The organism is Xanthomonas sp. CPBF 426 (assembly GCF_903989465.1).
In the GTDB taxonomy this organism is placed as follows: Bacteria; Pseudomonadota; Gammaproteobacteria; order Xanthomonadales; family Xanthomonadaceae; genus Xanthomonas; species Xanthomonas euroxanthea.
The window spans coordinates 2,015,034-2,034,394 of sequence record NZ_LR861805.1; the positions used below are offsets into that span (position 1 = coordinate 2,015,034).

A 19,361-nucleotide genomic window follows, 5' to 3' on the forward strand; every position below is an offset into this window, starting at 1 on the left:
CATCGATTGCTGGAACACCGTGCGCGCCGCATCAGCGCGGCGCAGACAGCGGCACGGCGGTGGCGGGCATCGGCTTGCCGACATGGCCTTCGGCCATCGCGTCCTTCAGTTCCTTCGGCATGTAGGTTTCGTCGTGCTTGGCCAGCACTTCGTTGGCGACAAAGCGCCCGCCCTGCATGCGCCCATTGGCGATCACCGACTGGTTGTCGCGAAACAGGTCCGGAAGAATGCCGGTGTATTCGACCTGCGTCGCGGCATGCTTGTCGATCACGGTGAAATGGACGGTGAGGCTGTCGGTGGCGCGCTGGATCGAGCCGGCCTTGACCATGCCGCCGAGGCGGAACTGCTGATAACTCGCCGCTGCGCCGGCATGCACCTGGCTGGGCGTGAACAGATAGCTCATGTTCCGTTGCAGTGCGAGCACGATCAACGTGACCGCCAATACGGCGGCGGCGAGTGCGCCGAGCACCAGCCACAGGCGTTGCTTGCGGGTGGCGTTCATGGGGCCTCACGCTCCAGCGGCGCTGCAGACGCCACATCGCGTGGGCGCCGCGGCGCCTGCCGTTGCAACTGGCCGCGCAGTTCGCGCGGCAGGCGGCGCCGACGCAACCACGGCGATGCCAGATCGGCCAGCAGCACCAGCACGAACACGGCGTACGCGGTCCACACGTATTGCCCGTAACCACCCATGGCCAGCAAGGTGGTCATGCGGTGCGCCCGGTCAACACGATGCGGCGTGCCCAGTCCTTGCCGCTGTCCAGGGCGAGCAGGTCCACGCGCACGCGGCCGAACAGGCTGGCCACGTAGTAGCACTTGGTGGCCAGCAGCATCGTCAGCAGCGGCCACAGCATGTCCGCGCTCATCGTGGAGGGGCCGAGCAGGCGCACGGTGGAGCCCTGGTGCAAGGTGTTCCACCACACCACCGAGTAATGCACGATCGGCAGATTCACCAGGCCCACCAGCGCGAGCAGCCCGGCCGCGCGCATCGCCTGGCGGCGCTCTTCCACTGCGTGGTACAGGCCGAGCACGCCCAGATACAGGAACAGCAGCAGCAACTCGGAAGTCAGCCGCGCATCCCAGGTCCACCAGGTACCCCACATCGGCTTGCCCCACAGCGCGCCGGTGCACAAGGTGATGAAGGTGAAGGCCGCGCCGATCGGCGCCGAGGCCATGGTCACCACCTCGGCCAGCTTGATCCGCCATACCAGCGCGATGAACGCCGCCACGCCCATCGCCGCGTAGATGAAAAGACTCATCCAGGCGCTGGGCACGTGGATGAAGATGATGCGGTAGGCATCGTGCTGCTGGTAATCCGGCGGCGCCAGCACCAGCCCACCGTAGACGGCCACCGCACCCAGCAACAGCGCCAGGCCCAATGCCCACGGGCGCACGCGTCCGGCGACGCGATAGAAGACGGGCGGCGAGCTGAGTTTGTGCAGCCACAGGGGAATCCACTTGGCCATGCCGGTGTCGTCAGTTGGGATGTCGGGCGGGAGGCGCCAGTGCCTGCACGGCGGCGCCGGCGTTGACCTGCAACTGGCCGTCGGAGATCTTGCTGGTGCGCTGCATCAGCTCGCGCAGTGCCTTGGCATCGAGCGAGGGCGACAGCGACAGCAACAACGCGACCATGCCGCTGACATGCGCGGTGGCCATCGACGAGCCGGAGGTGAAGTCGTAGCGGCCGTTCGGCTGGGTGGTCAGGATGTCCTTGCCGGGGGCGCTGAGCACGCCGGGCATGGCGGCGCTGGAGCTGCTGCTGCGGACCACCAGCACGCCCGGCACATCGTTGGGAAAGCCGTCCAGGCGCCCGTTCGGCGGCATTGCGGTGACCACGATGCGCCCTTGCTGCACCAGGTGCTGCAGCATCTTGCTCAGCAGCGGGTCGGCCGGGCCGCCCAGGCTCAGGTTGATCACGCGCGCGGAGCTGTTGTTGATCGCCGCCAGCGCCTTGGCCAGGGTGAAGGTGTTGCAGCGTGCGGTGGCGCCGACGCTGGGTGCATACCAGCACGCCTTGTAGATGCTCAGCATGGCCTTGGGCGCCATGCCGACGATACCTTGATGGTTGTTGCTGCCGGCGGCGATGATGCCGGCCACCTCGGTGCCGTGCGAGTCGCTGCTGGTCATCACCGGCGCGTCGTCGACAAGGTCGTGCACATCGCGGATGCGTGTCTTCAGGTCGGCATGGGTGGTGTCCACGCCGGTATCCACCACCGCCACCACCACGCCGCGGCCCTGGGTGACGGTCTGCGCGCTGGCCGCATCGGTGGCGATGAAGCCGCGTTGCAGATCCACGTACGGGTCGTTGTAGCCGGACAGCGCAGTGGTCTTTTCCGACGCGTCGGCGGAAAACACCGAGAAATCCTGCACCGGCTGCACCAGCTCCACGCCGTCGTCGTCGGCCAGCGCAGTGACCAGCTCGTCGCGCGACACGCCCGGTGGCGGCTGCAACACCGCGCAGTACAGGCCAAGCGAGGTGATCGGCCAGCCGGCGACTTCGCGCAGCTTGTAGCGCTGCTTGAGCGCTTCCATGCGCGCGGCCGCCTTCTGGCCGGCGCCGTAGTAACTGGAGGCGTAGCCGATCAGGCTGGAACCGGCGCGCGCCGGCGGCGCACTGAGCGGGTTGGCCACCGCCAGCAGGATGTCGCGGCTGCTGTCGGGCGTCTGCGCATCGGCCGCCGGTGGCGTGCTGCTGGCGGCGGCGACCTGCGCCGGCTCCTGCGCTGCGGCCTGCACGCGGGTGTGCGTGCCAAGGCCGATGCATGCGGCGATCACGCCGATGGCGAGCATGCGCTTCATGGCGCGGACACGATCTCGGCCATCCGGATGCCGGGGTTGGCGCGCAGCTGTTGCACGGTCCGCTGCGGCTGTGCCGGCGGTTGCAGTGCGGCCGGCACCACGGTGTAGGCGCCCATGTCGTTGGGCCCGCCGATCACCTGCAACTGCTGCGCATGCAGCAGGCGGTCCCAGTCGGCCACGGTCATCCTGGCGTCCGGCACCACCCGGATGGCGCCTTGCGGCACCGGCTGGGCGGTGGCGCTGCTGAGCGTGCGGTAGTCGTGCGAGGGCGCCGGCGCGGCCAGCTTGACGCCCATGACGCCCAGGCCGATCGCCTGCACCAGGGCCGCGGCCGCCAGGGCACGTACCGTCCAGCTGCCGGAGCGGCGCGCTGCCGGCGGCGGCGCAGGCGCGCTGGTCTGCTCCGGCGCATCCAGCCGGCCGAGCAGGCGCTGCAGGCCGGCGTCGGGGTCCAGCTTCACCGCCGACGGCAGTGCCAGCGCCTGGCGCAGGCGGTTCTGCTGGGCGAACTCGGCACTGCACGAGGCGCACTTGGCCACATGCGCGATCAGCCAGGTGTTCTCTTCCTCGGTGGCGCTGTCGAGCAGGACCGCGGGCATCAGTTCCCAGGCGTGCGAGCATTCCTTGCCGGGCGCGATGAAAAACGTCTTCATTGCATGGTCTCCGTATAGGGGGCGCCGCCGGCCAGGCCGGGCAGCACATTGCGTAATTTGACCCGCGCATGGAACAGCCGGGCCTTGATGGTGCCCACCGGGCACTGCATGATCTCGGCGACTTCTTCCAGCTTGTGGCCGACGCCATAGACCAGTTCGATCACCAGGCGCTGGTCCGGCGACAGCCGTTCCATGCCCTTGTCGAGCCAGTCGCGCAGTTCGCGGTCGTCGTTGTCGTCGGCGCTGGGGGCGTGGTCTTCCACCATGGCGGTATCGTCGATGGCCTCGCCGTCGTGCTGGCGCAGGCACTTGAGGCCGCAGCGGTAGGCAATGCCCATGATCCAGGTCGAGACCTGCGAATCGCCGCGGAAGTCGCCGGCCTTCTGCCAGGCGATCCAGAAACAGTCGTTGATGGCTTCCTCGATGATGTCCGGGCGCCGGGTCAGGCGCGACAGGAACCGGCACAGCCGGCCGTGATAGCTGGTGTACATGGTGGACAACGCGGCGCGATCGCCCGCCGCCATGCGGCGCAGCAGCATGCGATCGGTGGCATCACCCAGGGTGTCGGAATCATTCATCAAGGCACGCACGGCAGAGGACACCTCTAGGTGCCCGGGAGCGGGCAAAAGGTTGCGGGTGGATCAGAACGCGCGCGACACCATGCCCACCCACGGCGTTTCGCCGGGGCCGCCCTGCGCACGCGGGGTGTTGCTGCTGGTCAGCACCCGGTCCAGCTTCACGGTCCATGCGGCGTGGTTCCATTTCAGGCCCAGTTGCCCATACCGATAGCGGCCGGAACTCTGGGCACCGTAGGTCATGGCCGGGAAGTCGGAGATGCCGGCGCCTGCCGAGAGGCTGACACTGGCCGACAGCGGCACGCTGGCGGTGACATCGATCACCTTGTTCCAGGGCGAGCGCTGCGCACGCGGGAAATTGAAGGTGGACAGCGAGAACGTGAACATGTCGCGGTAGGACCACGCCAGGCTCGCTTCCTGGCGGTCGAAGGTGCGCGACTGGCGGTCGGCGGGGTAGGCGTAATACAACAGGCTGGCCTGCATCTGCCAACGGTCGTCCAGCATCCAGGCGCGTGCGCCCTGGGCAGTCACCGCCACCGGCCGGCTCAGCGAGGGCGACTGCAGCGCCGTGGACACCGAGACCGACCAGCCGGGGGAGGGCAGCCAGTAGCCGGCTGCCTGCAGGGTGACGCGGTTGGGGGCGACCGAGATGCCGCGGTCGATCAGGGTCGAGGCCACGGCGACCGCGCCGCCGAGGTTATCCGCCAGCGCGTTGCCGCACGGGCCCAGCACCAGCGCCAGCAACAGACTGCGGCGCAACGGCGCGCGGTGGTGCCGCCCGCAGCGCAGAGACGTGCAGGGCAGGCCTGGCGACAACACGCCCGGCGGCGTCGGGCGTGCACCGATCGCGCCCCACTGCTGCCCGCCGCAGGCGCAGCGGCGTCGCGGTCGTAAGGGGGCGTGCTGGGCGGGTGACACGGTGGGCAAGGGCGTAGGACGTCGGCACAGGGCGGGGCGGGATAGTCACCCATCACGCAGGACGAGACCGCCGCGGCTGCGACGGTTTCGTCCGTATACGCGAAGGGACCGGTTCAGGCAACGCGGCCCGGCACACATGTGCAGTGCTGGTCCGGGGGGCGGTGCTGGACGCGGACACTGCGGCCGGCCGGCTGTACGCTGCTTGAAGCGGGCATCCCTCTCCACCGGCGGCGCCGTCAGGCCGGTGCCGGGACCGCCCTGGGGCAGGCATCCCGCGCCGGGGTGCCGGCGCGGCCGGTCCGTCGCCTGCCGGACGGTCTCAATGCAGGGTAGCGAGGTAGGCGATCAGCGCGTCCAGTTCCTTTTCGTCCTCCAGCCCTTCGTACTTCATCTTGGTGCCCGGCAGGGCCTTCTTGGAGTCCTGCTTCAGGAATGCCTTCAGGCTGTTTGCATCCCAGACGCCCTTGTTCGGCATCAGGTCCGTCGAGCGGCCCTTGAGCACGGCCGAATAAGCTTTGAGGTCGGGCGAGTAGCCGCTGAAATCGGCCACGCTGCCGGGAGGGCGGTTGACGATGCCAAACAGGGACGGGCCCTTCTTGTTCTTGCCCTGGGTGGCGCTGTGGCATTCGGCACATTCGCTTGCGAACACGCTCTTGCCATCGGCGGCCCGCGCCGGGGCGGTCAGGGTGGCGCCGGCCAGCAGCAGGCCGGCCAGCGAAGCGCACAACAGGGTCTTGGGAAATGAAGGCATGGGAGTCCGTACGGTTGCGTGCAACAGGGGAAATCAGAACGCCAGGTTCACCGACAGCGTGAAGCTGTCGAGGTCGCGCGGATTGGTGATCGGCGGTCCGCGGAACACGTTGGAGGTGCTGCCGTTGAACTTGTCGAAGCGGAACCAGCCAGCCGACACGCGCAGGTTGGCATTGGTGGTGTAGGTGCCTTCGCGCCCGAACGGGCTCCAGTACACCAGGATCAGATTGCTGGTGGTGTCGGGGATGCCGACCGGCGAATAACGCGCTGCATCGAACGAACCGGTGTTGATCATGTGCGCGGCCAGCACGCCGTAGGTCTGCTTGAACGCGTAGTTCATGCTGATGGTCTGGTCGCGCACGCTGCCACGGTCGAGCGCGGGCATGGTCGGGTCGGACGGAATCAGCGGGCTGCCGTATCTGCGGCGCTCGTAGATGTTGACGTAGGCCAGCGACAGCACGTGTTCGCGGGTGCCGAGGAATTGATAGGTCAGGTCGTAGCCGAAATCGGTGAGGTCGTCGCTGGGCCCGTTGCGCGGACGCTGGCGGCGCGTGTTGAGCGCGGTCAGGCCCACCGAGAAGAACTGCCGCTTCATGTCCTTCATGTACGCAAGACGCGCATAACTGGTGTCGCTGAGCTTGCCCGGGTCGCCATTGATCGGCCAGCCGAGCCGATCCTGCGCCGAGGGCGACAACGCGCTGTAGCTGCCCACTTCGCCGTACCAGTTCTTGTCGTACAGCCCGTACACGCTGGCACCGATGACGCGGTTGGACAGGGACGAGGAGCTGAGCATGGTGGACGCGCCGCCAGTGGATGCCGGCGTCAGGGTGGACGCATTCGGCAACACATGCACCGGGTCGGAGATGCCCGGATTGTTGTTGACGCTGACGCCGAGCATGGTGTCCTTGCCGGCCATCTGGAACGGTTTGCTGACAAAGCGCAGGTCCACATCGTCCAGGCGCGTATCGAAGGTGGCATTGCCGCTGTTGTTGGAGCGGATCTTGGAGTAGCCGCCGATGTTGTCGTTGACCCGGCCGGCCAGATACAGGTCGGCCTGGGTCAGCCGCGCGGTGCTGTCGCCGCGGCTGGGATTGTTGCGCGCCCAGGTCAGCTGGCCGGACACCGGAATCTTGGTGCCTTCGCCATTGGTATCGGTGAAGCCGCCAAGCTTGAAGCGCATGCCGTAAGGCGTGAGCGACGGGCCGTAGGAACCGATGTGGCAATCCGCGCAGGACGAGCCGGTCTGGCGCGCGAACGAGGGGATCGCCTGGGCGTGCGTGCTGGCCAGCAGCAGCAGCGGGCCGGACACGCACAACAAGGACGTCAGGGAGGCGGGACGCGTGGCGGTGCGACGCGGAGCGGGCTGGGGAGCAGGCATGGAAAGTCCTTGTTCGACAGTGCGGGATGCAGCGGTGCGGGAACGGGCGAGGAAACGGGTCACAGAGGGCGGCATGCGGCGGCTCATGCGCGCTTGCCCGGCAGCACGCGACGCAGCAGGCCGTCGCGCAAGACCAGGTGATGCCAGAGCGCGGCGCCGATATGCAGCAGCACCAGCGCCAGCAGCGCCCAGGCGGCATTCAAGTGCCACATGCCCAGGGTGTCGCCGAGGTCACCATCGGGTGCGACCAACGCGGGCAGCGGGATGCCGAAGAAATACACCGTCTTGCCGAAGGCACCGCTCAGCGCCCAGCCCAGCAACGGCAACGCGAGCATCAGCCCGTACATCGCCACATGCGTGGCACCAGCGGCCAGGCGCATCGGCAGCGAGGCGGGCGGGCCGGGTGGCAGCGTGCGCAGACGCAGCCGCAAACCGACCCGCAAGGCGAACAACACCAATACCAACAGGCCGAAGTGGCGGTGACCTTCCAGCAGCCACTGGCGCAGTGCGCGGCCATCCAGTTCGGCGCGCAGCAGGATCAGCGTGGCCGCCATGGCCAGGCACAGCACGGTAAGCCAGTGCAGGACACGCATCGAGGTTGGCAGCGGCAGCACGCGCGCCGCTGCGGGCGCCTGTTCCGGCAGCGGCATGGGGCCTGCGCCGCTGGCGGACGCACTGGCGGGCGGCTGGGGGGATGGACTCATCTGATCTGTCTTCCGGTGGTGGTCGTTGGTTCCGGCAGTGCGCTGCCAGGCCTGGCTCCCCACGCCGGCCGAACGGCGGCCAGGTGAACGTGCACCGATATGTGCGGCGATGTCGGAGAAAGGTTGCGTTGCAGTCGGCATTTCGCTCGCATGCGTCGCACATCGCGGTGCTGCGGCGTGCGCAACTGCGCTTGTGCGCACCTGGCTTCGCAGCGCCGTGACCGCGCGCAACCTTTCGCGCATCCCGGCGCACTCAGGCATGTCGCACTACGTGCAGTCAGCGGTTACGCCCTTCCGATCATGGCCATCGAACGCATCCAGTTGCATACCCACGGCGACGATCGCGGACTGCTCATTTCGTTGGAGCAGCAGCGCAATGTCCCGTTCGAGATACGTCGCGTGTATTACCTGTTCGGCACCCGCAACGGCGTCCATCGCGGACAGCATGCACACCGTCAGCTCAACCAGCTTGCGGTGGCCTTGCATGGCTCGGTGACGATCCTGCTGGACCAGGGCGATGGCCACGGCCAGCAGGAAGTGGTGCTGGACGATCCATCGCAGGGCCTGCTGCTCGGCCGCATGGTGTGGCGCGACCTGCATCGCTTCAGCCCCGACTGCGTGCTGATGGTGCTGGCCGACCAGTTCTACGATCCCGCCGACTACATTCTGGACTACGACCAGTTCCTCAGCGAGGCGCGCGCTGGCAGCGGCCTGGAAGCACGCAGGTTGGAAGCATGAGCGTGCACAAGCCATTGGTGATCATTGGCGCAGGCGAGTTTGCGCAGATCGCCTGCGAGTATTTTCAGCACGACAGCGACTACACCGTGGTGGCCTTCAGCGTGGAGCGCGACTTCCTGCTGCGGCCCACGCTGGCCGAGCTGCCGGTGGTGGCCTTTGAGGAGCTCGAACAGCGCTATCCGCCCGCGCAGTACGAGGTCTTCGTGGCCATCCCGGCCACGCGGCTCAACCGCCTGCGGACGCGCTTTTTTCAGGACATGCTGCGGCGCGGCTATCGCTGCGCCAGCTACGTCAGTTCGCGTGCATTCGTCTGGCGCAATGCGCAGATCGGCGCCAACTGTTTCCTCTTCGAGGGCAATGTCATCCAGCCGTTCACCCGGATCGGCGACAACTGCATCCTGTGGAGCGGCAACCATATCGGTCACCGCACCGTGGTGCAGGACAATGTCTTCATCGCCTCGCACGCGGTGATTTCCGGCTATTGCGAGATCGGGCGCGGCAGCTTCATCGGTGTCAACGCCACGCTCAGCGACAAGGTGCGCATTGCCGCGGACAACATCATCGGTGCCGGCGCGCTGGTCACCCGGCATACCGAACCCGAGCGCGTCTACGTGGGCTCGCCGGCGCGCGCGGTGGCCGACAGGTCCAGCTTCGACGTGGCGCTGTGAGCATGTTTGCCTGGACCAAGCGCGGCCTGGTCTTCGATGTCGCGCGCGATGGCGTGGGCGGCTGGATGCAGCACGCCGCGCTGACGCCGACGCCGCACCGGCTGTCTGCGCAGGTGCTGCGGGTCTATGCAGGCTTTCGCGATGCGCAGGGGGTGAGCCGGATCGGCTATGTGGACGTGCGCGCCGATGCGCCGACGCAGATCGTCGGCGTGAGCCGGCAGCCGGTGCTGGATATCGGCCGCGATGGCTGTTTCGACGACAACGGCATGATTCTGGGCGATGTCGTGGCCGGGCCGGATGCGCTGTACATGTTCTACGTCGGCTTTCAGCGTGTGGCCAAGGCCAAGTTCCTGGCCTTCACCGGGCTTGCGGTGTCCCGCGATGGCGGCGAGCGTTTTGAGCGCCGCCAGGACACCCCGTTGCTGGATCGCGCCCCCGGCCGCAGCACGATTGCCGCGGTGCATTCGGCACGTTTCGAGGATGGGCGGTGGCGGCTGTGGTACGCGGTGGGCGACGATTGGGAAACCATCGGCGGCCAACCGTATCCGCGCTACCACATCCGCTATGCGGAGACCGAGGATCTGCGCCATCTCCCTGCCGAGGATGTGGTGTGCCTGCGTCCGCAGGGCGACGAATACCGCATCGGCCGTCCACGCGTGTATCGCCTGGGCGGGCGCTATCTGATGTATTTCACCCGCGGCGACACCCACGGTGGCTACTTCCCGGGTATCGCCTTCAGTGGCGACGGCGTGCAGTGGCAGCGCGATGACAGTCAACTGGGGCTGCAGCTGTCCGAGCACGGCTGGGATGCGCACACGCTCTGTTATCCGGCCTTGATCCAGCAGCATGATCGGGTGTTGATGTTCTACAACGGCAATGCAATGGGGCAGGCCGGCTTCGGCCTGGCCGATGCCGTGTTGCCGTCGGAGCTGCAGGGGCGCCATGTTTTCGGTTAGGCCGTACCAGGCCAGTGATGCGCCTGCCTGGGATGCACTGGTGGCGTCCTCGCGCAATGGCAATGTCCTGCATCGACGCGGCTACATGGACTATCACGCCGACCGCTTCGTGGATGCGTCATTGCTGATCGAGCGCGGTGGCGAAGTGGTGGCGGTATTGCCGGCGAACCTGGAAGGCGACTGCGTCAGTAGCCACGCCGGCCTGAGCTATGCGGGCCTGCTGTCGTCGCGGGCCTTGCGCGCGGGCGCCACCTTGCAGGTCTTCGAACAGATCGCCGCGCACTATCGCGCGCAAGGGGTGCGCGAACTCGTGTACAAGCCGGTGCCGCATATCTTTCACGCATATCCGGCCGAAGAGGACCTGTATGCCCTGCATCGCGTGGGCGCCCAGCTGTACCGGCGCGACCTGTCGTCGGCAATTGCATTGCGCGAGCCGTTTGCGTTCAGCGCCGAACGCCGACGGTCGCTGGTCAAGGCGGGCAAGGCCGGTGTGCAGATCCGGGTCGGTACCGGGCTCGATGAATTTCATGCCCTGCTGACCCAGGTATTGCAGCGCCATCAGGTGGCGCCGACCCATCGGCTGGACGAGCTGCAATTGCTGCAACACCGGTTTCCGCAGCAGATCGTGCTGCACGAGGCGCGTGCCGAAGGCGAGCTGTTGGCGGCAGCGCTGGTGCTGGATTTCGGTCGCAGCGTGCATACCCAGTATCTGGCGGTCTCCGCGCGCGGTCGCCAGCTGGATGCGCTGAGCCTGCTGCTGGCCGAACTGATCACCCAGGTGTATGCGCAGCGCCATTACTTCAGCTTCGGTAGTTCGACCGAACAGGCTGGCCGGGTGCTCAACGACGGTCTGGTCGAACAAAAGGAGCGCTTCGGCGCGCGTGCCGTGGTACAGGACTTCTATCGGTGGATGCTGTAATGGATGTGCCGTTCCTGGATTTGCGCGCGGTCAATGCGCGCTATGCCGATGCGCTGAAGCTTGCTGCGGCGCGGGTGATCGATGCCGGCTGGTATGTGCTCGGGAAGGAGCTGGCGGCATTCGAGGAAGAATTCGCCAGTTACTGCGGCGCGGCGCAGGCGGTGGGTGTGGGCAACGGGCTGGATGCGTTGTCGCTGATCCTGCGCGGCTATCGCGAGCTGGGCGTGTTGCGCGAGGGCGATGAAATCATCGTGCCCGCCAACACCTTCATCGCCACCTTCCTGGCGATCAGCCAGAACCACCTGGTGCTGGTGCCGGTGGAGCCGGACCCTGCGACCTTCAACATCGACCCGGCCAGCGTGGAGAAGGCGATCGGCCCGCGGACGCGCGCCATCATGGCGGTGCATCTGTATGGGCAGTTGGTCGACATGCCGGCGCTACAGACGCTGGCGCATCGCTACGGGCTGCTGCTGATCGAAGATGCCGCGCAGGCGCATGGCGCCAGCGCGCAGGGGCGCCGTGCCGGCGCCTTCGGCGATGCGGCGGCCTTCAGTTTCTTCCCGACCAAGAACCTCGGAGCGCTCGGCGATGCTGGCGCGGTGGTGACCTCGGATGCGCGCCTGGCCGAGCGTATACGCGCGCTGCGCAATTACGGTTCGCAGGTGAAATATCACCACCTCTGCCAGGGCGTGAATTCACGGCTGGACGAAATGCAGGCGGCGTTCCTGCGGGTCAAGCTGGGCTATCTGGACGATGAAATCGCCCGCCGCCGCGCGGTGGCGCAGCGCTACCTGCACGGCATCGACAACCCCTTGATCACGCTGCCCACGGTGGTGGCCGAGGCGCAGCATGTCTGGCATCTGTTCGTGGTGCGCAGCACCCAGCGCGATGCCTTGCAGGCGCATCTGCTGCGCGCGGGCATCCAGACCCAGATCCATTACCCGGTGCCGCCGCACCGGCAGCCGGCCTACACCACCTTGGGCGATGCCTGCCTGCCGGTGAGCGAGCGGCTGCACCGCGAGGTGCTGAGCCTGCCGATGGGGCCTGCGCTGGACGATGCCTCGGTTGCGCGTGTGATTGCCGCATGCCAGTCGTTCGGCACCGCTGCATGAATCTCGTGCGCAGCAGCGCCTACACCGGCGTTGCGACGCTGGCCAAGCTGCTGGCCGCGCTGGTGGTGGTGAAGCTGGTGGCGGTGTACGCCGGCCCGCAAGGGGTCGGCCGCCTGGGCCAGTTCCTCAATCTCATGTCGGTGCTGGCGGTGCTGGCAGGTGGCGGCATCAGCGCGGGCATCGTCAAGTATGTGGCCGAATATCGCGACGATGCCGCTGCGCTGGCACGTCTGCTCAGCGCGGCGCTGTGGTACGCCTTCTGCGCAGCTTGCGTGATGGCGGTGCTGGCGTTGCTGTTCAGTGGCGCCATCGCCGAACGCCTGCTCGGCGATGCGGCGTACCGGCCGCTGATCTGCGTGGTGGCCGTTGCGCAGCTGGGCATCGCACTGGTCAACTACATCCTGGCGGTGATCAACGGCTTCATGGACGTGCGCCGCCTGGCGTTGGTGCAGGTCAGCGGCGCAGTGCTGAGCGTGGTACTGGTGGCATGGTTGTCCAGCCGGGCACAGTTGCAGGGCGCATTGCTGGCGCTGGTGCTGGGCCAGGTGCTGTGGTTGCTGGCCGGCGTGCCGGCGCTGCGGCGCAGCCGTTATTTTCAGCGCGACATGTTGCGCATGCGCTTCGATGCGCAGATGACGCGCAGGCTGGCGGCTTTCTCGGTGATGACGCTGACCGCCACGCTGGTGCCGCAACTGGTGGCCATCCTGGTGCGCGACCGTCTGGCGCTGCAGTTCGGCTGGCAGCAGGTAGGTTACTGGCAGGCGGTGAGCCGAGTGTCGGATGCGTATCTGCTGTTCTTCACCACCGCCATCAACGTGTATTACCTGCCCAAGCTGGCATCGCTGCAGCAGCGCGCAGCGCTCGGGCGCGAGCTGCGGACCGCGTACCGCCATGTGATGCCGGCGGTGATCGTCATGGCGCTGGGCGTGTATGTGTGTCGCGATTGGGTGACCTGGCTGTTGTTTGACGCCCGGTTTGCCCAGGCCACGCCGCTGTATGCCCCGCAGTTGCTGGGCGATGTGATCAAGATCGCGGCCTTCGTGCTGTCGTACGTGATGCTGGCCAAGGCGATGACACGGCTGTTCGTGATCTCCGAATGCGTGTTTGCCGCCAGCTACCTGGCGCTGGTGTACCTGTTCACCGCCCAGTGGGGGCTGATCGGCGCGATGTATGCCTTCGTCGCCAACTATGTGCTGTATCTGCTGTTCAACATCGTGGTGGTGCGTCGTTATCTGGTGCAGCCGGCATGAGCGATTCCACCCGTCCCATCCGGCGTGCGCGCTGGCCGTTGGTGTCGGTGCTGATTCCGGCCTTCAACCACGAACGCTTCGTGCAACGCTGCCTGGACAGCGTGCTGGAAGACCCTTACCCGTGCAAGGAACTGGTCATCATCGACGATGGCTCCAGCGACGCGACCGGCGAGAAGATCGTGCAGTGGATCGCTTCCCACGGCCACCGGCTGCCGGTGCAGTTCGTCCAGCGCGCCAATCGCGGTGTGGCGGCCACGCTCAACGAGTTGGCGCTACGTGCGCGCGGCGAATATCTGCGGCTGGGCGCAAGCGACGATTATCTGCTGGCCGGCGGGCTGGAAGCGCAGGTGCGCTACCTGCGTGCGCATCCGCAGAAGCTGGCCGTGATTGGCGATGCCTGCGTGGTCGATCAGCATGGGCAACTGCTGCACGCCAGCGCCATGCGCGACCTGCATCGTGTGGATGTCGATCTGTACCGCTCCGCGTCCGGCATCCGCCGCGCGGTGATCCAGCAGTGGGCGGTCGGCGGCGCAGTGGCGTTGCTGCGCCGCAGTGCCTTCGATGCGCGCGCCGGCTGGGACGAATCGCTGCGGATCGAAGACTGGGACTTTTTCCTGCGCCTGGCCGCACGTGATGCGCTGGGCTTTATCGACGTGCCAGTGTGTGCCTACCGCCTGCACGGCAGCAATCTCAGCAAGACCGCGGACGTGCGCACGCGGATTGCCAACTTGAGCGAATCGCGTCAGGTGGCAGTGCGCTGTGCGGAATTGTTCGACGCGCCCGAGCGCAGCTTGCTGCGCGCACAGGCGCACTACATCGCGGCCAAGGTGGCCTTCCTGCAGCGCCGGCCGCACAGGGTGGTCGGGCACCTGCTCGCCTATGCCTGGTCGTCGCTGCCAGCCAGGTGGCGGCCCGGGCAGGCGCGCGGCGCAGCGAAGCCGGCATGAGCACGCTGGTGCGCCGGCCGGCGACCTATCTGGCACTGCCGATGCTGCTCAGCTGCGCGCTGACGCTGCTGACCTACAGCTTGCCCGGCGGTTATGCAGACGGCATCGCGCTGCTGGCCATCGCCGCCGCTGCGACCTGCGTGCTGGACGCCAGGCTGCGCATACAGTTGCCTGCGGTGGAGCGCTTTCGCGCCTACCGCTATGCCGGCACCCGCGACGCGTTCCTGGTGATGGCGCTGGCGGCGGTGGTGACGGTGTTCTGCATCGTGGATGTGGCGCTGTTTCCGATTCCGCTGTTCAGCGATCCGTCCTCCTATGCCACCTTGAGCCCGTTGCGCGCGCATGTGCGGCACATCTCCAACATGTGCTGGATCCTGCCGCCGATCGCGCTGCTGTGCGTGCGCCATCGCGGGCTACGCGCGGCGATGGTGGTGCTGGGATTCGTGTTCCCGATCGTGGTGATCGACCGCAACCGCATCTTTGCCGGGCTGTTTTCGTTCGTGCTGGTGATGCTGTTGCGCCGCGACCCGGCGCGCCGCCTGCCGTGGAAGACCATCGGCCTGCTGGTGCTGGCCGGCGGCGGGGTGTTTTCCATCCTCGGCGCACTGCGTTCCGGCTCGCTGGCCACGGTCGCCCTGCCGTTCAGTGCCGTGTATCGCGCCATGCCGCAGGGCGTGCAGTGGTTGCTGCTGTACATCAGCGCCGGGCCGTACAACTTCGGCGCGATCCTGGCCAAGGGGTATGTCAACGCCAGTTTCCTGGTCAATCAGCTGGTGCCGTTCAGTGGCTCGATCGCCACTGCCGGCACCGGCATCCCGCTGGATGCGCCTAACATCAATGTGGGCACCGAGTTCTTTCCATTCCTGATGGCCTGGGGCGCGCCCGGTGCGTTGCTGGCGCTGCTGGCGTTGTATGCCGGCCTGCTGTGGAGCGTGCGCTTGCTCGACAGCTGCCTGTCGATCTTCCATGTGCTGATCTTCCTGCGCATCGCCTATGCCTGCCTGATGTCGCCATTCGCGCCACAGGCCTTCACCTGGACCAATTTCGGCTTCATCGCGCTGTGCCTGGTGCTGCATGCCGGCACGGTGCTGCTGCCCAACCGCAATGCCGCACCCACCGCTGCTGCGTAATGCGCGGCAGCTTCGTTTTCACATGTTCCAGAGCCGGTGCACCATGACTCAACACGACGACATCTATCTGATCGACCTGTGGCGCATCCTGCGCCGCGAATGGCGCTGGGCGCTGGCCGCGCTGGTGGTGGTGCTTGCACTGACCGTTGCCTTTACCCGCCTGGCCAGGCCGCAGTGGGAAGCCACCGCCTGGATCCAGGTCGGCGAGATCGGCCCCACGCCGGCCGGGCGCGACCCCAAGGTCGAACCGTTCCAGCGCGTGATCGATCGCATGAAGACGCGGCTGTTCCAGGACGCGGTGTTGCGCCAGGCTGGCGTGCCGCTGAAAAGCCGCGCGGCGCAGTTGTATCGCGGCAGCCTCAAGCCGGATCCGGACCCGTATGCCAACCTGATCGGGGTGACCATCCGGGCCGAATCGTCGGCGCAGGCGCGCAGCCTGGCGCTGGCGACGGTGAGCGCCTTGCAGGGCCTGCACGGTGATACCAACGCAGTGGCGCTCGCACTGGCGCGCACGCGCCTGCAGGGCCTGACCGACGATCTGCGCGTGGCCACCCGTAACCGCGATCAACTGCAGCAACAGGTGCAGGCCGGGCAGGGCGCCGCTGCGGCGACCCCGGCCCAGGTCCTGGCGGGCGTGCTGCTGACCGACAGCAACGCCACCGTGCGCGCATTGAAGAGCGAGCGCGACGATCTCATTGCCCGCCTGACCACGCGCTACACCTATCAGACCTCGCTGGCATGGCCGTTGTACGTACCCGAGCAGCGGGCGTTTCCGAATGCCGTCACCGCTTGGGCCGCAGGCCTGCTCGGCGGGGCAGGGCTGGCGGTGCTGGCTGCGGTGTTGCGCAATGCCTGGCGGCGGCGTACCGGCGCCGCGCCGCAGACTGCCGGCTGAGCCGCGCCGCGGCGCGCGGCACGGTGGACATCGCTGCCCGACGCTGCAACCAAACCGTCGGCACGCGGCACTCACCGGTCAATCAAGCGATGCCGCGTCGGCGGTGTCGCGCCTGGAGAGTGTGGTGAGAACAGCTGGATCGGGGTGGGAGGCTGCGCATGTCGGTGGCCAATGAGCATGCGGCGCGCGGTGGCACGGTGGCCCCGGAGCGCCTGCTGGAGACGCAACGCGCGTTCGACAGCGTGGCGCCGGACTACGACGGCCCACGCGGCAACAACGCGCTGATCCAGCGTATGCGCACCACGCTGTGGGACACGGTCGCGGCCGAGTTGCCGGTGGGCTCGCGGCTGGTGGACCTGGGGTGCGGCACCGGCCTGGATGCCGGCGAATTCGCACGTCGTGGTTACCGCGTGCTGGCCACCGACTGGTCGCCGGCAATGGTCGAGCGCACCCGCCAGCGCGCGGCCACGCAAGGCCTGGAAGAGCGCCTGAGCGCCGCCCATGTCGGCATCCAGCAGCTGGACCAGCTGGAGGGCAGCTTCGACGGCATGTATTCCAACTTCGGCCCGCTCAATTGCGCGCCGGATCTCCCGGCGGTGGCGGCCGAATGCGCGCGCCTGCTGCGCGCCGATGGCTGCCTGGTGTTCTCGGTGATCGGGCGCATCTGCCCCTGGGAAATCGGCCACTACAGCGTGCGCGGGCGGTTCAGGCGCGCCGCGGTGCGGGCCGCGCGCGGGGTCACCGCCGTGGGCATGAACGGCCACACCATCTGGACCTGGTACCACCTGCCGCGCGAGTTCTACCGCGCCTTCGCCAAGCACTTCGTGCTGGACCGCTATCGCGCCTTGAGCCTGTTCCTGCCGCCGCCGTACCTGGTGGATTTCTGCGAACGGCATCCGCGCCTGTCCGAGCGTCTGGGCCGGTGCGACGACCGCCTGGGCGGGCTGCCGCTGCTGCGCGACATGGGCGACCACTTCCTGATCGTGCTGCGCAAGCGCTGAGTGGAGATGCCGATGTCCATGGCCGATGTCTGCCTGCAGGGCGCGCGCTCGATCACCCTGGCCGGCCCCTCGCGCGCGCCGTTGACCATCCGCGCGGGGCGCTTCGGCGGCACGCTTGGCACCGGCAGCCTGCGCCTGGACCTGCAGGGGCATGTGCTGGCGCCCGGCCTGATCAACGCGCACGAGCATCTGCAGGTCAACTGCGTGCCGCCACTGCCGCAGGGCGCCACGTTTCCCAACAGCTATGCATGGATCGAGGCGTTCCAGGCGCATTTCCGGCATCCCGATGTGGCCGCTGCCCTGCGTGTGCCCAAGGCGGTGCGTCTGCGTCATGGTGGGTTGAAGAACCTGCTGGCCGGCGTCACCTGCGTGGCCCAGCACGACCCGTGGCACGCCACGCTGGACGAAACCGGCTTTCCGGTCGGGGTGTTGCGCGAGTTCGGCTGGAGCTATGCGCTGGGGTGGACCGGCTACGGCCCACCGGTGCAGGGCAGCTTTGCCGCAACCTCGCCCGCGCATCCCTGGATGATCCATCTGGCCGAAGGTACCGATGCGGTGGCGGCCGCCGAACTGGAAGAACTGGACCGGCTTGGTTGCCTGGCGCCCAACAGCGTGCTGATCCACGGCGTGGGCATGGGCGAACGCGATATCGAGCGGGTGATCGCACGCGGCGCGGCGGTGGTGTGGTGCCCATCGAGCAATCTTGCACTGCTGGGCCGCACGCTCGACCCCTGGCGCCTGTGCATGGCGGGCCGGCTCGCGTTGGGCAACGATTCGCGTGTCAGCGGTTCGCGAGATCTGCTGGAAGAGCTGCGCATCGCCGCCAGCAGCGGGTTGGCTGCGGATCTGTTGCTCGGCCTGGTCACCCATCAATCGGCACGCATCCTGCGCATGGCCACGCGTGGGCGCCTGGCGCCGGGGGCGGCGGCGGACCTGGTGATCGTGCGCGACCGCGGTGGCGACCCCGCGCTCAGCGTGGTGGGCTGCGCACGCAGCGATCTGCGTGCGGTGATACGCGATGGCGCCCCGCGTATTGCCGACCCGGATTTTGCCGACTGGTTCGACGCGGCCGGCATCCGGACCGTCCCGGTGCTGCTGGACGGACGCCCCAAGCTGCTCGACGCCACGCTGGCCGATCCGGCGGTACTGGCACTGGAACCCGGCCTGCAGCGCGTGCCCCAGCCTGCACACCAACCTGCGCGCCAGCCCGGCGTGGCCATGGCCGCCAGCGGTGCGCTGTCGTGAGCGCAGTACCGATCCTCGAGCCGGCAGCGGCGTATGCACTGTGGGCGCAGGCGTATCCGCCGCACGCGCACAACCCGGTGATGCTGGCCGAAGAGCGCGCCATGCTCGCGCTGATGCCGAACGTGTTGCAGGGCCAGCACGTGCTCGACGCCGGCTGCGGCAGCGGCCGCTACATGCTGCATGCCTTGCGGCGTGGCGCGCTGCAGGTGACCGGCGTGGATCTTTCGCCGCAGATGCTGCAGCGTGCGCGCGCCGAGCTGGCGCAGGACTGGCCATCGGCACGCATGCGCCTGCAGCAGGGCAGCCTGGAGCAGCTGCCGCTGGGCGACGCAGTGGCCGATCTCAGCGTCTGCGGTCTGGTGGTCGGCCATCTGCAGCAGCTATGGACGGCGCTGGAAGAACTGCACCGCGTCACCCGCGTCGGCGGCCTGGTGCTGTGCAGCGACGTGCACCCCATCGGCCATGCGCTGGGCTGGCAACGCGACTTCAAGGCCGACGGCCGACAGTACGCGGTGCGGCATACGCAACATCTCTACAGCCATTGGCATGCGGCCTGCGTGGCACTGGGCATGGAGATCGAAGCGGTGGCCGAGCCGATGCTGGACCCGGCAGACATCGCGCCCGGTGCGCGCTTCGATCAGGCCGCGCTGCGGGTGCCGGTCGCGCTGGTGCTGCGGCTGCGGCGCATCGCGTGACCAACGTACTGGCCATGGTGGCGTGCGCATG

General features: G+C 67.7%; 22 protein-coding genes. 12 read left to right on the forward strand and 10 right to left on the reverse strand.

The annotated features are described in order from the left end of the window. Positions 1–31: 31 nt before the first annotated feature. The 10 genes from ccmE to H7A87_RS08685 form a co-directional block, all read right to left on the reverse strand. Positions 32–502: a cytochrome c maturation protein CcmE gene (gene ccmE, locus H7A87_RS08640; RefSeq protein ID WP_119128377.1), complete on the reverse strand. Its 471-nt coding sequence runs from the start codon at positions 500–502 to the stop codon at positions 32–34. Beyond that, positions 499–708, reverse strand: coding sequence for a heme exporter protein CcmD (gene ccmD, locus H7A87_RS08645; RefSeq protein WP_119128378.1), 210 nt, complete (start codon positions 706–708; stop codon positions 499–501). The genes ccmE and ccmD overlap by 4 nt, the downstream gene beginning before the upstream one ends. Then, positions 705–1,463 carry a heme ABC transporter permease CcmC gene (gene ccmC / locus H7A87_RS08650; protein ID WP_115676752.1) on the reverse strand — a complete coding sequence of 253 codons (759 nt, stop codon included), beginning with the start codon at positions 1,461–1,463 and terminating at the stop codon, positions 705–707. Before ccmC ends, ccmD begins: the two co-directional genes overlap by 4 nt. A 10-nt stretch (positions 1,464–1,473) precedes the next feature. Beyond that, the gene (locus tag H7A87_RS08655) at positions 1,474–2,796 is read right to left on the reverse strand and encodes a S8 family serine peptidase (RefSeq protein ID WP_119128379.1); all 1,323 of its coding nucleotides are present in this window, start codon (positions 2,794–2,796) and stop codon (positions 1,474–1,476) included. After that, complete coding sequence (locus H7A87_RS08660) at positions 2,793–3,449, reverse strand: zf-HC2 domain-containing protein (RefSeq protein WP_164739900.1); 657 nt, start codon at positions 3,447–3,449, stop codon at positions 2,793–2,795. Before H7A87_RS08660 ends, H7A87_RS08655 begins: the two co-directional genes overlap by 4 nt. Next, positions 3,446–4,027: a sigma-70 family RNA polymerase sigma factor gene (locus tag H7A87_RS08665; protein WP_104582859.1), complete on the reverse strand. Its 582-nt coding sequence runs from the start codon at positions 4,025–4,027 to the stop codon at positions 3,446–3,448. The genes H7A87_RS08660 and H7A87_RS08665 overlap by 4 nt, the downstream gene beginning before the upstream one ends. A gap of 63 nt (positions 4,028–4,090) precedes the next feature. Next, on the reverse strand, positions 4,091–4,813 hold the full coding sequence (locus H7A87_RS08670) for a hypothetical protein (protein WP_164739913.1): 723 nt from the start codon (positions 4,811–4,813) through the stop codon (positions 4,091–4,093). Between the two features lie 448 nt (positions 4,814–5,261). After that, positions 5,262–5,693, reverse strand: coding sequence for a c-type cytochrome (locus H7A87_RS08675; RefSeq protein ID WP_104648502.1), 432 nt, complete (start codon positions 5,691–5,693; stop codon positions 5,262–5,264). A 33-nt stretch (positions 5,694–5,726) separates the two neighbouring features. Then, positions 5,727–7,070 carry a cytochrome C gene (locus tag H7A87_RS08680; RefSeq protein WP_119128381.1) on the reverse strand — a complete coding sequence of 448 codons (1,344 nt, stop codon included), beginning with the start codon at positions 7,068–7,070 and terminating at the stop codon, positions 5,727–5,729. An 83-nt stretch (positions 7,071–7,153) separates the two neighbouring features. After that, entirely contained in the window at positions 7,154–7,720 is a 567-nt protein-coding gene (locus H7A87_RS08685; RefSeq protein ID WP_180497006.1) for a cytochrome b/b6 domain-containing protein, read from the reverse strand. 354 nt (positions 7,721–8,074) lie between these two features. On the opposite strand from H7A87_RS08685, the gene H7A87_RS08690 reads away from it, so the two are divergent. The 12 genes from H7A87_RS08690 to H7A87_RS08745 all read left to right on the forward strand — a co-directional run bounded on the left by H7A87_RS08690 (position 8,075) and on the right by H7A87_RS08745 (position 19,330). Continuing rightward, the gene (locus tag H7A87_RS08690; RefSeq protein WP_104582862.1) at positions 8,075–8,512 is read left to right on the forward strand and encodes an FdtA/QdtA family cupin domain-containing protein; all 438 of its coding nucleotides are present in this window, start codon (positions 8,075–8,077) and stop codon (positions 8,510–8,512) included. Beyond that, complete coding sequence (locus tag H7A87_RS08695) at positions 8,509–9,180, forward strand: acetyltransferase (RefSeq protein WP_104582863.1); 672 nt, start codon at positions 8,509–8,511, stop codon at positions 9,178–9,180. Before H7A87_RS08690 ends, H7A87_RS08695 begins: the two co-directional genes overlap by 4 nt. Positions 9,181–9,182: 2 nt before the next feature. Next, complete coding sequence (locus tag H7A87_RS08700) at positions 9,183–10,136, forward strand: hypothetical protein (RefSeq protein ID WP_119128382.1); 954 nt, start codon at positions 9,183–9,185, stop codon at positions 10,134–10,136. Continuing rightward, positions 10,123–11,055, forward strand: a complete 933-nt coding sequence (locus H7A87_RS08705; protein ID WP_119128383.1) for a GNAT family N-acetyltransferase — start codon at positions 10,123–10,125, stop codon at positions 11,053–11,055. The genes H7A87_RS08700 and H7A87_RS08705 overlap by 14 nt, the downstream gene beginning before the upstream one ends. Then, on the forward strand, positions 11,055–12,167 hold the full coding sequence (locus H7A87_RS08710) for a DegT/DnrJ/EryC1/StrS family aminotransferase (protein ID WP_119128384.1): 1,113 nt from the start codon (positions 11,055–11,057) through the stop codon (positions 12,165–12,167). Before H7A87_RS08705 ends, H7A87_RS08710 begins: the two co-directional genes overlap by 1 nt. Then, positions 12,164–13,417 carry an O-antigen translocase gene (locus tag H7A87_RS08715; protein WP_119128385.1) on the forward strand — a complete coding sequence of 418 codons (1,254 nt, stop codon included), beginning with the start codon at positions 12,164–12,166 and terminating at the stop codon, positions 13,415–13,417. Before H7A87_RS08710 ends, H7A87_RS08715 begins: the two co-directional genes overlap by 4 nt. Continuing rightward, complete coding sequence (locus tag H7A87_RS08720; protein WP_119128386.1) at positions 13,414–14,364, forward strand: glycosyltransferase; 951 nt, start codon at positions 13,414–13,416, stop codon at positions 14,362–14,364. The genes H7A87_RS08715 and H7A87_RS08720 overlap by 4 nt, the downstream gene beginning before the upstream one ends. Then, positions 14,361–15,494 (forward strand): hypothetical protein, encoded by a 1,134-nt coding sequence (locus H7A87_RS08725; RefSeq protein ID WP_119128449.1) that lies wholly within the window; start codon positions 14,361–14,363, stop codon positions 15,492–15,494. The genes H7A87_RS08720 and H7A87_RS08725 overlap by 4 nt, the downstream gene beginning before the upstream one ends. 43 nt (positions 15,495–15,537) lie before the next feature. Then, positions 15,538–16,389, forward strand: coding sequence for a Wzz/FepE/Etk N-terminal domain-containing protein (locus H7A87_RS08730; RefSeq protein ID WP_119128448.1), 852 nt, complete (start codon positions 15,538–15,540; stop codon positions 16,387–16,389). A gap of 158 nt (positions 16,390–16,547) precedes the next feature. Then, positions 16,548–17,390, forward strand: a complete 843-nt coding sequence (locus tag H7A87_RS08735) for a class I SAM-dependent methyltransferase (RefSeq protein WP_104582869.1) — start codon at positions 16,548–16,550, stop codon at positions 17,388–17,390. A 12-nt stretch (positions 17,391–17,402) separates the two neighbouring features. Further along, the gene (locus H7A87_RS08740) at positions 17,403–18,635 is read left to right on the forward strand and encodes an amidohydrolase family protein (protein WP_180496948.1); all 1,233 of its coding nucleotides are present in this window, start codon (positions 17,403–17,405) and stop codon (positions 18,633–18,635) included. Beyond that, a complete protein-coding gene (locus H7A87_RS08745) occupies positions 18,632–19,330 on the forward strand; it encodes a class I SAM-dependent methyltransferase (protein WP_115676767.1) in 699 nt (232 codons plus the stop codon). The genes H7A87_RS08740 and H7A87_RS08745 overlap by 4 nt, the downstream gene beginning before the upstream one ends. Positions 19,331–19,361 lie beyond the last annotated feature (31 nt).

Excerpts from the sequence above, each read along its gene's own strand:
- H7A87_RS08685 (WP_180497006.1), bottom strand. The coding sequence starts at position 7,720 with ATGCCGCTGCCGGAACAGGCGCCCGCAGCGGCGCGCGTGCTGCCGCTG.
- H7A87_RS08725 (WP_119128449.1), top strand. The coding sequence starts at position 14,361 with ATGAGCACGCTGGTGCGCCGGCCGGCGACCTATCTGGCACTGCCGATG.
- H7A87_RS08695 (WP_104582863.1), top strand. The coding sequence starts at position 8,509 with ATGAGCGTGCACAAGCCATTGGTGATCATTGGCGCAGGCGAGTTTGCG.
- H7A87_RS08710 (WP_119128384.1), top strand. The coding sequence starts at position 11,055 with ATGGATGTGCCGTTCCTGGATTTGCGCGCGGTCAATGCGCGCTATGCC.
- H7A87_RS08740 (WP_180496948.1), top strand. The coding sequence starts at position 17,403 with ATGTCCATGGCCGATGTCTGCCTGCAGGGCGCGCGCTCGATCACCCTG.
- ccmC (WP_115676752.1), bottom strand. The coding sequence starts at position 1,463 with ATGGCCAAGTGGATTCCCCTGTGGCTGCACAAACTCAGCTCGCCGCCC.
- H7A87_RS08680 (WP_119128381.1), bottom strand. The coding sequence starts at position 7,070 with ATGCCTGCTCCCCAGCCCGCTCCGCGTCGCACCGCCACGCGTCCCGCC.
- H7A87_RS08720 (WP_119128386.1), top strand. The coding sequence starts at position 13,414 with ATGAGCGATTCCACCCGTCCCATCCGGCGTGCGCGCTGGCCGTTGGTG.
- H7A87_RS08700 (WP_119128382.1), top strand. The coding sequence starts at position 9,183 with ATGTTTGCCTGGACCAAGCGCGGCCTGGTCTTCGATGTCGCGCGCGAT.
- H7A87_RS08655 (WP_119128379.1), bottom strand. The coding sequence starts at position 2,796 with ATGAAGCGCATGCTCGCCATCGGCGTGATCGCCGCATGCATCGGCCTT.
- H7A87_RS08715 (WP_119128385.1), top strand. The coding sequence starts at position 12,164 with ATGAATCTCGTGCGCAGCAGCGCCTACACCGGCGTTGCGACGCTGGCC.
- H7A87_RS08660 (WP_164739900.1), bottom strand. The coding sequence starts at position 3,449 with ATGAAGACGTTTTTCATCGCGCCCGGCAAGGAATGCTCGCACGCCTGG.
- H7A87_RS08705 (WP_119128383.1), top strand. The coding sequence starts at position 10,123 with ATGTTTTCGGTTAGGCCGTACCAGGCCAGTGATGCGCCTGCCTGGGAT.
- ccmE (WP_119128377.1), bottom strand. The coding sequence starts at position 502 with ATGAACGCCACCCGCAAGCAACGCCTGTGGCTGGTGCTCGGCGCACTC.
- H7A87_RS08690 (WP_104582862.1), top strand. The coding sequence starts at position 8,075 with ATGGCCATCGAACGCATCCAGTTGCATACCCACGGCGACGATCGCGGA.
- H7A87_RS08735 (WP_104582869.1), top strand. The coding sequence starts at position 16,548 with ATGTCGGTGGCCAATGAGCATGCGGCGCGCGGTGGCACGGTGGCCCCG.
- H7A87_RS08675 (WP_104648502.1), bottom strand. The coding sequence starts at position 5,693 with ATGCCTTCATTTCCCAAGACCCTGTTGTGCGCTTCGCTGGCCGGCCTG.
- H7A87_RS08730 (WP_119128448.1), top strand. The coding sequence starts at position 15,538 with ATGACTCAACACGACGACATCTATCTGATCGACCTGTGGCGCATCCTG.
- H7A87_RS08665 (WP_104582859.1), bottom strand. The coding sequence starts at position 4,027 with ATGAATGATTCCGACACCCTGGGTGATGCCACCGATCGCATGCTGCTG.
- ccmD (WP_119128378.1), bottom strand. The coding sequence starts at position 708 with ATGACCACCTTGCTGGCCATGGGTGGTTACGGGCAATACGTGTGGACC.